This is a genomic window from Massilia sp. DWR3-1-1, from assembly GCF_049898325.1.
Classification (GTDB): domain Bacteria; phylum Pseudomonadota; class Gammaproteobacteria; order Burkholderiales; family Burkholderiaceae_D; genus JAFCUW01.
Genome location: NZ_JAFCXL010000011.1, coordinates 1 through 13,405, shown reverse-complemented (window position 1 = coordinate 13,405; position 13,405 = coordinate 1). Strand labels below are relative to the sequence as shown.

The window sequence follows — 13,405 nt, the reverse complement described above, 5'->3', positions numbered from 1 at the left end:
TCACAGCGCCAGCGGAAAGCCGGGCGAGCGCCACACCACGCCCCGCTTGTTGATGCTCATTAAGTCGACCCCGGCCAGGGTCGCCGCCAGCGCATGCGATTTTTTCGCCCCCATCACCATGAACGCCGTCGACAGGCCGTCGGCCAGCATGGCGCTGGGCGCCACCACCGACACGCTGGCCAGCTCGGTGGGTGAGTCGCCCGTGGCGGGATCGAAAATGTGGTGATGGACGAAGTCGGCCGTGAAGGCGGCGGCGTAGTCGCCCGAGGTGGCCAGGGCGCGCCCGTCGAGGCCGACAACGCCCGCCATGGCCTCGCTGTCACGGGGATCGGCCACGCCGATGGTCCACGCCTGCTGCGCCTGGTTTCTGCCGTGGGCGGCGAATTCGCCCGTGTCGAGCAAGGCGTGCTCGATGCCATGGGTGCGCACGGCCGCCAGCGCCAGGTCGGCGGCATACCCTTGCGCCAGGCCATTGAGGGTCACGGCCACGTTCTTGCCGATCAGGCGGATGCGCGCGTCCTCGACCACCACCCGTTTCCAGCCCACGCGGGCGCGGCCCTGGGCCTGCTGCGCCGCGCTGGGCAGGCCGGCGCGCTCGGCAGCCTGGCGAAACGCCAGCCACAGGGGCTGCACGGTGATGTCGAAGGCGCCCCGCGTCAAGGCCGACAGCGCCTGGGCCTGGCGCAGCACCGCCAGCAGATCGGCATGGGGCTGCGCGAGGGCGCCGTCGCGGTTGAGCGCCCACAACTGGCTGGCGGGATCGTGGATGCTCATCAGGCGATCGACGTGCGCCGCCTGCGCCAGCGCGGCGTCGATGGCCGCGCGCGCCAGTTGGGCGTCCTCGTGCAGCACCGCCACGGTAATGGTGGTGCCGAAAGCGAGCGCGGCGCCGCTGTGCAGGCGCGCGCCGGACGCGCCGCAGCCGCTGGCGGCCGCCGCCATGCCGCCCAGCGAGGCGCTCAAGAAGCTGCGGCGTTTCATGGTGTCTCCTTGAACTGGACCACGGGTGTGATGGGAATCGTGCGGGCGCGCTTTTTCTCCATGATCAGGGGCGCGCACTGATCGTCGCTGTGGTATATCACCACGCAATCCATGCATTGAAAACACTCCTCGTACGCCACCTTGCCGCTGGGCGCGATCGCCTGGTAGTCGCAGCGATGGCGGCAACTTTGGCAGGCGGTGCCGCATTGCTCGCGGCGGGGGATCCAGGCGAACAGGCGCACGCGTCCCAGCAGCGCCAGCGCGGCGCCGAACGGGCACAGGTAGCGGCAAAAAAATTTGTAGACGAAGGCGCCCAGCAACAGCAAGCCCAGCGCCCAGGCGACGAAGGGCCAGGCGCGCACGAAGTTGAGGGTGATGGCGGTCTTGAACGGCTCCAGTTCGACCAGCTGGTCGGTGAGCGCCGGCGCCAGCCCCGCGCTCACCACGATGGCGCCCAGCAGCGGATATTTCAGCCATTTCAAGCGGGCATCGGTATGCGCCTTGAAGCGCCATTGGGGCAGCTTGCCCCAGGCGGCCAGCTTGCCGACCACTTCCTGCAGGGCGCCGAACGGACACAGCCAGCCACAAAAGGTGCCGCGTCCCCACACCAGCAGGCTCACGGCCGTGTACGCCAGCAGCACCACGCTGATGGGATCGTAGAGCAGGAAGCTGAGAGTGCGCCCGGCCAGCAGCGCCTGGATGATGCTGGTAATGTTGACGATCGACAGCTGGCCCTGGGCGGTGTAGCCGATGAAGCCGATCGTAAACAGCAAAAAGCCCCAGCGGAACCAGGCGAAGCGCCGCCCGTTCGCCGTCAGCCGCGCCTGCATCAGCAGCGCGGCCGTGAGCACCAGCAAGGCGCCGGCCAGGATGGCCAGCTCGATGCGACGGCTGCGCCAGAGCCCGCCCCAGGCCTTGTCGCTGGCGGCCGGCGCGATGACAAAGCGCGCGGGCAGTTGCAGGGTGAACGCCACGTCGCGGGTAATTTTTTCCGGGTAGATCATGCCCTTGAGGCGGGTGATGGGCAGGGTGAAGGCAAACGGCCGCGCCGGATCGAGGCCGGCCTGGCCAATCACGCGCAGCACGGTGACGCTGTCGGACGGCAGGGAAGCCGGCTGGGACAGGCGCAGGTCCAGGTCGAGGTCGCGCATGTCGAAGGGCAGATTGTCCTGCTTGAGGACGAGGCGCTCGGGAATGCTGCCGCGCACGAAGTCATCGTGCAAGATGCCGTAACGGCCCTGCGACAGCACCAGCAGCGCATGGTCGCCCGGCTCGAGCCGGTGTTGCAGCCTGGTCCAGCTGGCCGGGGCCAGCAGGTTGCGGCCGATGGTGGGCACCGAGGCGAGCGCGATCACCAGGTCGATGAACACGGCGTCCGGCTGCGCCAGCGCGACGGGATCGAGGCCGGCGCCGGGACTGCCTTTGAACAAGTGCTCGACGTCGCGATTGGTCAGGCGCAGGTGAGCGATCAAGCCGTCCGCCAGCAGGCTGGTGCCATCCTTTCGCTCGAACAACTCGGTGCGCACGCGGGCGAGCTGGTCCGGCTCGGCGCCCTCGCCGAAGCCGAGTTTTTTGCGTGACACCTTCAAGGCCGCCGATAGCACGCTCTGGTTGATGATGCGGACCGAGGCGGTTGCCTTGGAAACGCCGTCCAGGTAGGCGCGGCTGCCATCGGGCAGATTGCTGCGCTTGGCCTTGCTGTCAATCTGCAGCGATTGTTTGAGCGACAGGCCCTGGTACTGCTTGACGAAGGCGAACAGGGGCGCTTCGCCCAGGCCGTCGAGAAACACCGGTTCATGGTGCGACAGCACGGCCACGTCCATAAAACTGCCCTGCGCATCGATCGCCACCAGCAGGTTGACGGGCACGCCGGAAAAACCGGGGATGGGCGCCAGGTCGACCGACTCGAACACATAGCCGACCAGCGCCGTCGCCGTGGCGTTCTGCTTGAACAGGGGCCAGACGGGCAGATCGGCCTGCTTGTCGCCCACCAGCAGCGGCGCGGGAAAACGGCGCGCCAGGTCCGTCTTGTTCAACACGCCGGCGTGCGCGGCCCCCGTCGACAGGCACAGGAGCCACAGGAACAATCCTCGCCACATGCGCACGCCGGCCCCTTACCTTAGAAGAAAATGATGCCGCCCAGCGCGGCGCCATTCATGCGGGCCGTTTGCCCGTTGAACGCTTTCGAGCGGGTCTGGCCCGCCTCGCCCACCAGCGTGATCAGGCTGTTGAGCGAGTAATAGGCGCCCAGCGTCAGGTTGGCGTTCGACTTCAGGCCGCGGGTGCCGGCGGTGTTGTCGTCATTTTTGCTCATGCCGTAACTGATGCCCAGCTTGAGCTTGTCCGAGGTTTTATAGGTGCCCTGGACAAAATAATTTTTCGACTTGGTGTCGCCCTGGTCGGCGTCCGACAGGATGCCCAGCGCCTTGCCGCCCTGCACATTGCCCAACAGCCCCAGGTCGCCCATGGTCCAGGACGCGCCCAGTTCGAGGCCCGTCATGGTGAGGTCGCCGATGCCGGGCGTGGCCCCATTGAACTTTTGCGTCTTGGCACCCAGCCAGGCTTTGACATGTTCCCCCGTCATCGTCACTTGCGCCTGTAGTTGCGGGCTGGACTTGGTGGTGTAGATGGCGCCGCTGACGACCGGGGTGTCAGATACCGGACTCATCAGGCCGACATCGAAGCCGAAGCCCGAGGCCGACTTGGGCAGGCTGTAGCTGATCTGGCCGTAGTTGCCCAGGTAGCTGTAGCCGGCGCCGATGTGACCGAGCGCCACCCGGCCCCGCTGGGTCGCTTGCACGGGAGCGCCGGCGCCCATCAGGGTCATGTCGCTGAGAATGGCGTTGGCGCCGAAGATGCCGTAGTCGCGGCCCAGCTTGACGGTGCCCATGCTGGCGTTGCCGAAGGTAAAAAATGCCTGGCGCACGTCGACCACGCTGTTCTGGCCGATGGCGCTGTCGGTGGCGGTGGAGTTATAAATGCCGATCAGGGCCTTGACGTCGTAGCCGCCGCTGTTGGTGGAGGCCGAGGTGATCAGGCCGTTCGGCAGCAGGCCGTTGCCGATGGTGGTGCGATCGCCCTGCCCGCCGCAACCGAGCGCCTGGGCGCCCAGCGCCAGCCCGCCGACGGCGTCGCCCGAGCACGACACGGCCGTGTAATAGGCGTTGACGATGCCGCCCACCGACACCGTCCAGTCGCCCGTCTTGATGTCGACTGCGTGGGCGTTTTGCAGGCTCAGCGCGGCCAGTGCGCCGGCCAGAATGATCTTGTTCATCCGTCTCTCCTCGTGTTGTTTTATTGATGGACACATCGTGACGATGTACCCCCTCTGTGGCAAATAGCGTGCCCGTCGAATAAGGAGGCAATGCCGGCGGCGACGGCGGCGCCTTGTTGCGGATCGGATCAACTGAGCCAGCACCTGTTCAGTTTCTGATCGTTTCCGATACAGGCGCCACCACCGAACAATCATTTATAGCGTTTATACTAAAAATAAAAAAATGGCGGCCGAAGCCGCCATCAAATTCGCCCCATTCACGCCGAGGAGACAATCAACCGCGCGAAGGTCCCAGGAGCGAAGTCCTCACCAACGTCATCACGCCTTGGGCAGTTTGAACACCCACACGGAACCGCCCTGTTCGAGGAAATTGACTTTTTTCGCCACCTCGCCGCCCCACAGCGGCACCGCGCCACCCCAGCCCGAGACCACGGCGACGTACTGGACGCCACCGTCGATCCAGGTGACGGGCGGCGCCACCACGCCCGAGCCGGTCTGGAACTTCCACAGTTCCTTGCCCGTCCTGGCGTCGACCGCTTTGAGGAAGCCTTCCGGCGTGCCGTAGAACACCAGGCCGCCCGCGGTGGACATCACGCCACCCCACAGCGGCGCCACATTCTTGTTTTCCCAGACAATCTTGCCCGTCTTCGGATCGATCGCGCGCATGGCGCCGATGTAGTCGTCGTTGAGGGGACGGATGGTAAAGCCCGCGCCCAGGAAGGCGCCGCCCTTCTTGTAGCTGATCGGCTCATTCCAGATGTCCATGCCCCATTCGTTGGCGGGCACATAGAACAGCCTGGTCTGGGGGCTGTAGGCCATCGGCATCTGGTTCTTGGCGCCCAGGAAGGCGGGCGCCGAAAACACGGTGCTGCCCTTCTTGCCATCTTCCCCCTTGGTGGGATCGCTGGGGCGGTTGGCGGCAATGAAATTCGGCCGTCCCGTTTTCAGGTCGATGCTGCTGGCCCAGGTGATTTTTTTAACGAAGGGGAAGGCGTTCTGCAGCTTGCCGTTGTTGGCGTCGATGACGTAGAAAAAGCCGTTGCGGTCGGCCTTGCCGCCGTAGCGCTTGCCGTCCATGTCGAAGGTGACGAACTCGTTGGCGCCGTCGAAATCCCAGGAGTCGTTCGGGGTATTCTGGTAGGCCCATTTGATCAGGCCCGTGCTGGGGTCGATCGCCACCGTCGAGGACGAATACAGATTGTCGCCGGGACGCAGGTGGCTGTTCCACGGCGCCGGATTGCCCGTGCCGAAATAGGCCAGGCCCGTACTTTCGTCGTAGGTGCCGCCCATCCAGGTGGAGGCGCCACCGGTTTTCCACAGATCGCCCGGCCAGGTCTTGTTGGTGGTGCCGGAGATGCCGTTGTCGCTGGCCTTGCCGTCCTTGTCGTACTTGTGGCCCATGTGGCCTTCGACGGTGGGACGCGACCAGATCAGCTGGCCCGTCATCGGGTCGCGCGCCTCGACGCGCCCCACCACCCCGAACTCGCCGCCGGACACGCCCGTGAGCAACATGCCCTTGGCGATCAGGGGCGCGGCCGTCATCGAATAGCCGGCCGCGTAATCGTCGACTTTTTCCTTCCACACCACTTTGCCGGTGTCCTGGTCGAGCGCCACCAGTTGGGCGTCGAGCGTGCCGAAAATCACCAAGTTGCCGAACAGGGCGGCGCCACGGTTGACCACATCGCAACAGGGCATGATGCCGTCCGGCAGGCGGTGCTCGTACTTCCACAGCTTGCTGCCGGTTTTCAGGTCGACGGCAAATATGCGCGAGTACGAGGCGGTGACGAACATCTTGCCGTTGTGAATGAGCGGCTGCGATTCCTGGCCCCGCTGCTTTTCGCCGCCAAACGACATCGACCAGGCGGGCGTGAGCCTGGCGACGTTTTGCGTATTGATTTGCGTCAGCGGCGAATAGCGCTGCCCTTCCGTGCCCATGCCGAACGACAGCACGCTTTTCGGGTCTTTGGCCGTGTTCGACAGCATGGCCTGGGTGACGTTGGCCGCCTGGACCGCCGCGACCGCGGCCAAGCCCAGCACACATCCCGTGATGATTTTCTTCTGCACAATCTTTCTCCTGTTTTGGTCTTATGGTTATGCGCTGCTGTAGTGCTATGTGCCTGCTTCCTGCGCAGGATGACGCGGGGCCGCGCCGGCGTTCTGCAACTGGCGGCACTCGTCGTCCGTGAACAAGCGGGACCGGGTCAGAAAACGCCGGCCCGTGCCGTTGTCGAGCGAGAACATGCCGCCATTGCCGTTGACGACGTCGATGATCAGCTGCGTGTGCTCCCAATAGGCGAACTGTTCGAGTCCCATGTAGAACGGCGCGCCGCCCAGGTTGCCCAGGTAGACATCGGTGTCGCTGAGATGGAATTCGCCGGCCGGGTAACACATCGGCGTGCTGCCATCGCAGCAGCCGCCGGACTGGAAAAACATCAGCGGACCGTGCTTCTGGCGTAATTCGGCAATCATCTGTAGGGCGGCATCGGTGGCCACCACCCGGGCCAGCGCGTGGTTCATGGCATGTCCTTAAAAGAAACCCAGCGCTTTCGGGCTGTAGCTCACCAGCAGGTTCTTGGTCTGCTGGTAATGGTCGAGCATCATCTTGTGATTCTCGCGGCCGATGCCGGACTGCTTGTAGCCACCGAAGGCGGCGTGGGCCGGGTACAGGTGGTAGCAATTGGTCCACACGCGGCCCGCCTGGATGGCGCGACCCACGCGGAAGGCGCGCGACCCGTCGCGCGTCCACAGGCCGGCGCCCAGGCCGTACAGGGTGTCGTTGGCAATGCGCAAGGCGTCCGCTTCATCCTTGAAGGTGGTGACGGAGACGACTGGTCCAAAAATTTCTTCCTGGAAGATGCGCATCTTGTTGTCGCCCTTGAACACGGTGGGGGTGACGTAGTAGCCGCCGGCCAGATCCCCCTCTTGCGTATTGCGCGCGCCGCCGGCCAGCAACTGGGCCCCTTCCTGTTTGCCGATGTCGAGGTAGGACAGGATTTTTTCCAGCTGCTCCTGCGAGGCCTGGGCGCCGATCATGGTCGAGGCGTCCAGCGGATTGCCCTGCTTGATGGCGGCCACCCGCTGCAGGGCCCGTTCGATGAATTTTTCGTAGATCGATTCCTGGATCAGCACGCGCGAGGGGCAGGTGCACACTTCGCCCTGGTTGAGGGCGAACATGGCGAAGCCTTCCAGGCACTTGTCGAAGAAGTCGTCGTCGGCATCCATCACGTCTTCGAAGAAGATATTGGGCGACTTGCCACCCAGTTCGAGCGTGACGGGAATCAGGTTCTGCGCAGCGTAGCCCATGATCAGGCGGCCGGTGCCGGTCTCGCCCGTAAAGGCGATCTTGGCGATGCGCTTGTTCGAGGCCAGCGGCTTACCCGCTTCCAGGCCAAAGCCGTTGACGATGTTGAGCACGCCCGGCGGCAGCAAATCGCCGATCAGCTCGATCAACACCATGATCGACGCGGGCGTCTGCTCGGCCGGCTTGAGCACCACGCAATTGCCGGCCGCCAGCGCGGGCGCCAGTTTCCACACAGCCATGAGAATCGGGAAGTTCCACGGAATGATCTGGCCCACCACGCCCAGCGGTTCGTGAAAATGGTAAGCATAGGTCTCGTGATCGATCTGGGCGACCGAGCCTTCCTGGGCGCGGATGCAGCCGGCAAAATAGCGGAAATGGTCGATCGCCAGCGGGATGTCGGCGGCCATGGTTTCGCGGATCGGCTTGCCGTTGTCGATGGTCTCGGCCGTGGCCACCAGGGTCAGGTTCTGCTCGATACGGTCGGCAATCTTGTTGAGGATATTGGCGCGCTCGGTCTGCGAGGTCTTGCCCCAGGCATCCTTGGCGGCGTGGGCGGCGTCGAGCGCCAGTTCGATGTCCTCGGCCGTCGAGCGGGCGATTTCGCAAAACGGCTGCCCGGTGATGGGCGTGATGTTGGCGAAATATGCGCCCTTGACGGGGGCGACGAACTTGCCGCCGATGTAGTTGTCATAGCGTTGCTTGAAGGGATTGGCAACGCCCAGTTTGCTGATGTCCGCGAGATTCATGTCGTCCTCTAGTGTGGTGTTGTAATGGATGCCGTCTGGGCCGACGGTGTGCTTGTTCACACCCAGAGGATTCGCAAACACCGTGCCAGCCCGTTTGCGGGGCTGGCAGCGGGCGACTGTGCCGATCAGTTGATCCAGAATGGAACAGGTGTCACGTTTCCGTTCACTCGATGACGACACCCCAGGGCAATTCCCCCACCGCGATGTCGGCCAGCTTGCGCGCGCTGGCCGTGTCGATGACGGAGACACTGTTGGAACGACCGTTGGCCACATACAACTTGGCGCCGTCGGGCGTGATGGCCATATTCCACGGACGCTTGCCGACCGGCACGGTAGCGGTGATGACGTTCTTTGCCGTGTCGATCCGCATCACGGTGCCGTCGGTGCCGTTCGACACCCACACCTGCTTGCCATCGGGAGCCATGGCGATGCCGTTGGCATTCTTGCCGGCGGGGATGGTGGCGATCACCTTGCGGCTGGCCAGGTCGATCGCATACACCGTGTTGACGAGCTCGCAGGCGACGTAGGCGCGCGTGGCGTCCGGCGTAAAACCGATGCCGCGCGGGCGCAGGCCCACGGCGATGCTGCCCACCTGGCGGCGGGCGGCGACATCGATCACGTCGACCTGCTCGGCCTCCTCGGCCGATACCAGCAGCCAGCGGCCATCGGGGCTGAAGACGGCGTGTTCCGGATTTTTGCCCTGCACCTTGATGTCGGCCACCACGGCGCCGCTTGCGGCGTCGATCAGGGTCACGCTATTGCTTTCTTCGACGGCCACGGCGACCAGGCGGCCGTCGGCGGCGATGCCGACGCCCTCGGGCGACTTGCCCAGCGGCGTGCTGCCACGGCGCTCGCCGCCGGTGGGCAAGCTGAGCAGGACGTTGGCGCTGGCGTCGCTGACGAACAGGCGGGCGCCGCCGGGGGCGACGGCGATGCCGCGTGGACGCTTACCGGCGGCAATTTCGCGCACGACGGTGTCGGTGGCGGTGTCGATCACGCTGACGGTGCCCGATTTTTCATTGGGGACATAGGCAAACGGTGCGGCGCCGGCCAGGCCTGCCGAACACAGCAGCGCAAACAGTAGCGATTTTTTCACGGTAAAACCCTTTGACGATCGATCCTCGCGCGCGGCTGCGCGCCTGCGTAAAACGCTGCAAGCACCGTGCCATGTGCAGCGGGGCGGCGACAGCGCCAAGTGTGCGGTGCAGCATCTGGCATGGCAGGTATATTGCTTAATACTTAAAATGTCCGTTCTTTTTCTGGAGAATCCATGCTTGCGCCGTTCCGCTTGAAAGCCGTTGCCAGCCTGTTTGCCGTGCTGGCGCCCGCCGCCGGTTTCGCCGCCGCCGCCGACACGCCCGTGGCGCCACCGCCACCGCAGCAGCCGATGGACGTCGTCGTCATCAGTGCCAGCCGCCTCGAGCACAGCAGTTTCGATTTGCCCGCCGCCATCGACGTCGTCGACGCCGCCCGCATCCGCGATGGCCAGATGCGCGTCAACGCCTCCGAAGCCCTGGCCGCGGTGCCGGGCCTGGTGGCGCAGAACCGCCAGAACTACGCGCAGGATTTGCAGATTTCCTCGCGCGGCTTCGGCGCCCGCTCGGCCTTCGGCGTGCGCGGCGTGCGCCTGATCAGCGACGGCGTGCCGGCCACCATGCCCGACGGCCAAGGCCAGCCGTCCGCCTTCAACCTCGACATGGCCGAACGCATCGAAGTGCTGCGCGGGCCATTTTCCGCGATCTACGGCAACCACTCGGGTGGCGTGATTCAGCTCGTCACGCGCGACGGCGAAGGCCGGCCGACGCTCGAATCGACCGTCAGCGGGGGCAGCTACGGCAGCAGCAAGATCGACGTCAACGCCCAGGGCGCCGCCAGCGGCATCGGCTACGTGCTCGACGCCTCGCGCTTCGACACCGACGGCTACCGCGCGCACAGCGCCGCCACGCGCGACCAGGGCTTCGCCAAGCTGACCATGCGCCCCGCCGAGGGCGGCAAACTGACCCTGGTGGCCAACACGCTGCGCCAGGACGCCACCGAGGATCCGCTGGGCGTGACCTGGGCGACCTACCAGCGCGACCCGCGCGCCGGCGAGACCGACACCACCGACACGCAAACGCCCAAGCGCACCCTGGCCGATCGCTACGCCACCCGCAAGGACATCCGCCACACCCAGGCCGGCCTGGCCTGGGACCAGCAGTTCGGCGACGACCGCCTGCACCTGATGGTATATGGCGGCAACCGCCAGGTACGCCAGTTCCAGGCCTTCTCGAAGGCGTTTCAGGCAGCGTCGACCCACTCGGGCGGCGTGGTCGATTTCGACCGCGATTTTTACGGCGCCGACGTCAACTACGCCTTCGTGCGGGCGCTGGGCGGCGGCAAGCTCACCACCACCGTCGGCCTTGACTACGGCCACTCGAGCGACGCCCGCAAAGGCTACGAGAACTTCATCGGCAACCAGTTCGGCGTGCAGGGCAATCTGCGCCGCGATGAGCAGGACGTGCTCTCAAGCCTCGACCCCTACGCGCAAACGGAGTGGAAAGGCGGCGCCTGGGTGCTCACGGGCGGGGTACGCCACAGCCGCCTGACAGTGCGCGTCGACGACGCCTTCCTCGGCAATGGCAACGACAGCGGCGGCGTCAACTACAGCCACACCACGCCGGTGCTGGGCGCCCTCTACAAGATCGATCCGAACCTGAATGTCTATGCCAGCGCGGCGCGCGGCTTCGAAACGCCGACCTTGAACGAACTGTTTTATTCGGGCACGGGCGGCGGCTTCAATTTCGGCCTGAAGGCGGCCGAGAGCACCCACCTGGAAGTGGGCGCCAAGGCCATCGTCGGCGGCAGCACGCGCATCAACGCCGCCCTGTTCCAGGTGCGTACCACCGACGAACTCGTGGTCGACAGCGCCGCCGGCGGACGCACCAGCTACAAGAACGCCAGCAAGACCTTGCGCCAGGGCGCCGAGGTGTCGGTCGACGCCAACCTGGGCGGGGGCTTGAGCGCCCGCCTCGCCCTCACCGCCCTGCGCGCCGTCTACGACCAGGGCTTCGGCGCCGTCGCCCAGGGCAGCCGCCTGCCGGGCGTGCCGAACGCGAACGGTTTTGCCGAACTGGCGTGGAAGGATGCCAGCGGCCGCTTCGGCGCCGCGCTCGAGGGCGTCGCCAGCACCCGCGCCTACGCGGAAGACGCCAACGCCGAGATCCCGGCGCCCGGCTACGCTATCATCAACGCGCGCATCAACGCCCGCCAGGAACTGGGGCCGTGGCGCTTCAAGCAGTTCGTCAGGGTGAATAATCTGCTGGACCGCCAGTATGTGGGCTCGCTGATCGTCGGCGACACCAACAAGCGTTACTACGAGGCGGCGCCGGGGCGCAACTGGATGGCGGGCATCAGCGCCGCTTACGCGTTTTAGGACGGCAGCGGGCGGCGCGGCCCGCCCCCCTCGCTAAGGTTTGACCGCCTGTACCCCGTACCTGGCGAAGATGGCTTTCAATTCGCCATTTGCCGCCATCTCGTTGATGGCCGCCTGCAGCCTGGTCGCCATCTCCGTATCGTCCTTGCGCACCGCCATGCCGACCGCCCAGCCCGCGCGCGGCAGGCGCTGGAACGCCACTTCCTCGAGGGGGAATGCGGGATCGCCCTTGAGTACCGACTCGATCTCCGAGCGGGTGGCCAGCACGGCATCGAGTTCGCCGTTTTTCAGGGCGGCGGCGGCCTCGATCGCCGTCGGGAAGATGCGGACAGTGTCGCGGAATTTGCCATTGGCTTCGCCCAGCATCACCATCGCCGCGATCGACACCTTTTCAACGCCGATGCGCTTGCCGGCGAGCGAGTCGAGGCCGTCGAACTGCGGTATCGTCTTCGCGCTTCTCGCCAGGCGCACCGTCTCGACGTGATACGGCGCGAAGATGTGCACCTTGTCGTTCTGCGCCATCAGGCGCCGGTCGACGGGAACGTGCAGCATGACGTCGGCCGGACCGTAGCCCAGGTAGTGGCCCTTCCACACCATGTTGCGCAAGTCGTCATCGAGATTCTCGCCGGCGGGGAATGGCAGCAGGCTCAGTTTCAGGCCCAGCCGGGCCGCCAGCGCCCTGGCCAGGTCGACGTCGATGCCCGCGTCCTTGTCGGAGAACGGCAGGAACTCGGTGTACACCGCCACCTTCAGGTGGCCCGATTGGGCGATTCTGAGCCAGTCGGCGCGTGCGGGCACGGCAGCGCACAGGGCCAGGGCCAGGGCCAAACATGCGCGCCGGCGGGCGGCGACGGCGCTCACCGGGCTTCTCACTGGGCGTCTCACTGTGTCTCCCGCCGCGATTCAAGGTAGGTCTTGATGGCCCACATCGCCTCCTGGTTGAACACCCCCTCAAACGGCGGCATGTAGACGGCGCCGTTGCGCACTTTGCCATGGCGGACCGAGGTCAGGTAATACCCATCCATCTCCTTGAAGCAGGCGGCCTTCTTCGCCTCCGCTTTGAGCCCCACGCAGTCCTTGTCGAGCTGGCGCAGGTCGGGGGCGATGCCGCCGGAGATGGCCTCGATGCCGTGGCAGCGCGCACAGTTCTGGTTATAGGCCGAGGTGCCGATCTTCAGCGCGAGCTTGTTGGTTTTATAGGGATTGTCTTCGCGCCATTTATCGCCCAGCACGGGCAGTCCCGTGGTGTCGACGGCTTGCGGGGTGACGTTGCCGTGGGCGGCCGCGTAAAACGAGGTCAGCGCAGCGGCCGACACGGTGAGGGCCAGGGCCAGTTTGCGGTAGGGGTGTTGCATGGATGTCTCCTGCTGATGATTGTTGGATGAATCATCAGGTAAGAGCAAATGCCATGCCACGCCGCGCTGCCCCGCAATCGGAACAGGCCTGTGTCAGATTGGAACAGGTGTCGCAGTCGACAGTAGCACACTGTGTGACGGCGCCGCCGGTCGATACTGCAGACGTAAAAAAACCCCGCACATCGCTGTACGGGGTTTTCTCACTATAACTAGCCTAACGATAACCTACTTTCACACTGGTTGCAGCACTATCATCGGCGTAATATCGTTTCACGGTCCTGTTCGGGATGGGAAGGGGTGGTACCGATTTACTATGGTCATCAGGCATAACTTGTA

Annotated in this window: 10 protein-coding genes and 1 rRNA gene; 1 reads left to right on the top strand and 10 read right to left on the bottom strand. The window is 65.2% G+C overall.

Annotated elements, in window-relative coordinates:
• From ACP7EY_RS13095 to ACP7EY_RS13065, 7 genes are all read right to left on the bottom strand, one after another.
• Positions 1–981, bottom strand: a complete 981-nt coding sequence (locus ACP7EY_RS13095; RefSeq protein WP_426194191.1) for an FAD:protein FMN transferase — start codon at positions 979–981, stop codon at positions 1–3.
• Complete coding sequence (locus tag ACP7EY_RS13090) at positions 978–3,080, bottom strand: 4Fe-4S binding protein (protein ID WP_426194189.1); 2,103 nt, start codon at positions 3,078–3,080, stop codon at positions 978–980. Before ACP7EY_RS13090 ends, ACP7EY_RS13095 begins: the two co-directional genes overlap by 4 nt.
• Positions 3,081–3,100: 20 nt before the next feature.
• Complete coding sequence (locus tag ACP7EY_RS13085) at positions 3,101–4,255, bottom strand: porin (RefSeq protein ID WP_426194187.1); 1,155 nt, start codon at positions 4,253–4,255, stop codon at positions 3,101–3,103.
• A 318-nt stretch (positions 4,256–4,573) separates the two neighbouring features.
• The gene (locus ACP7EY_RS13080; RefSeq protein WP_426194496.1) at positions 4,574–6,292 is read right to left on the bottom strand and encodes a methanol/ethanol family PQQ-dependent dehydrogenase; all 1,719 of its coding nucleotides are present in this window, start codon (positions 6,290–6,292) and stop codon (positions 4,574–4,576) included.
• A 72-nt stretch (positions 6,293–6,364) separates the two neighbouring features.
• Positions 6,365–6,772 (bottom strand): DUF779 domain-containing protein, encoded by a 408-nt coding sequence (locus ACP7EY_RS13075; RefSeq protein ID WP_426194185.1) that lies wholly within the window; start codon positions 6,770–6,772, stop codon positions 6,365–6,367.
• Positions 6,773–6,781: 9 nt separating this feature from the next.
• Positions 6,782–8,302 carry an aldehyde dehydrogenase gene (gene adh / locus ACP7EY_RS13070; protein ID WP_426194183.1) on the bottom strand — a complete coding sequence of 507 codons (1,521 nt, stop codon included), beginning with the start codon at positions 8,300–8,302 and terminating at the stop codon, positions 6,782–6,784.
• Between the two features lie 163 nt (positions 8,303–8,465).
• Positions 8,466–9,398, bottom strand: coding sequence for a beta-propeller fold lactonase family protein (locus tag ACP7EY_RS13065; protein WP_426194181.1), 933 nt, complete (start codon positions 9,396–9,398; stop codon positions 8,466–8,468).
• Positions 9,399–9,572: 174 nt separating this feature from the next.
• Here ACP7EY_RS13065 and ACP7EY_RS13060 point away from each other — a divergent pair, with 174 nt between their 5' ends.
• Positions 9,573–11,714 carry a TonB-dependent receptor family protein gene (locus ACP7EY_RS13060; protein WP_426194179.1) on the top strand — a complete coding sequence of 714 codons (2,142 nt, stop codon included), beginning with the start codon at positions 9,573–9,575 and terminating at the stop codon, positions 11,712–11,714.
• A gap of 33 nt (positions 11,715–11,747) precedes the next feature.
• Here ACP7EY_RS13060 and ACP7EY_RS13055 read toward each other — a convergent pair whose 3' ends face one another.
• From ACP7EY_RS13055 to rrf, 3 genes are all read right to left on the bottom strand, one after another.
• Entirely contained in the window at positions 11,748–12,542 is a 795-nt protein-coding gene (locus ACP7EY_RS13055) for a substrate-binding periplasmic protein (RefSeq protein WP_426194177.1), read from the bottom strand.
• A 53-nt stretch (positions 12,543–12,595) separates the two neighbouring features.
• Positions 12,596–13,069: a cytochrome c-550 PedF gene (gene pedF / locus ACP7EY_RS13050; protein ID WP_426194175.1), complete on the bottom strand. Its 474-nt coding sequence runs from the start codon at positions 13,067–13,069 to the stop codon at positions 12,596–12,598.
• A gap of 212 nt (positions 13,070–13,281) precedes the next feature.
• Positions 13,282–13,394: ribosomal RNA gene (gene rrf / locus ACP7EY_RS13045) — 5S ribosomal RNA — on the bottom strand.
• Positions 13,395–13,405 lie beyond the last annotated feature (11 nt).

Excerpts from the sequence above, each read along its gene's own strand:
- ACP7EY_RS13095 (WP_426194191.1), bottom strand. The coding sequence starts at position 981 with ATGAAACGCCGCAGCTTCTTGAGCGCCTCGCTGGGCGGCATGGCGGCG.
- adh (WP_426194183.1), bottom strand. The coding sequence starts at position 8,302 with ATGAATCTCGCGGACATCAGCAAACTGGGCGTTGCCAATCCCTTCAAG.
- ACP7EY_RS13090 (WP_426194189.1), bottom strand. The coding sequence starts at position 3,080 with ATGTGGCGAGGATTGTTCCTGTGGCTCCTGTGCCTGTCGACGGGGGCC.
- pedF (WP_426194175.1), bottom strand. The coding sequence starts at position 13,069 with ATGCAACACCCCTACCGCAAACTGGCCCTGGCCCTCACCGTGTCGGCC.
- ACP7EY_RS13075 (WP_426194185.1), bottom strand. The coding sequence starts at position 6,772 with ATGAACCACGCGCTGGCCCGGGTGGTGGCCACCGATGCCGCCCTACAG.
- ACP7EY_RS13085 (WP_426194187.1), bottom strand. The coding sequence starts at position 4,255 with ATGAACAAGATCATTCTGGCCGGCGCACTGGCCGCGCTGAGCCTGCAA.
- ACP7EY_RS13060 (WP_426194179.1), top strand. The coding sequence starts at position 9,573 with ATGCTTGCGCCGTTCCGCTTGAAAGCCGTTGCCAGCCTGTTTGCCGTG.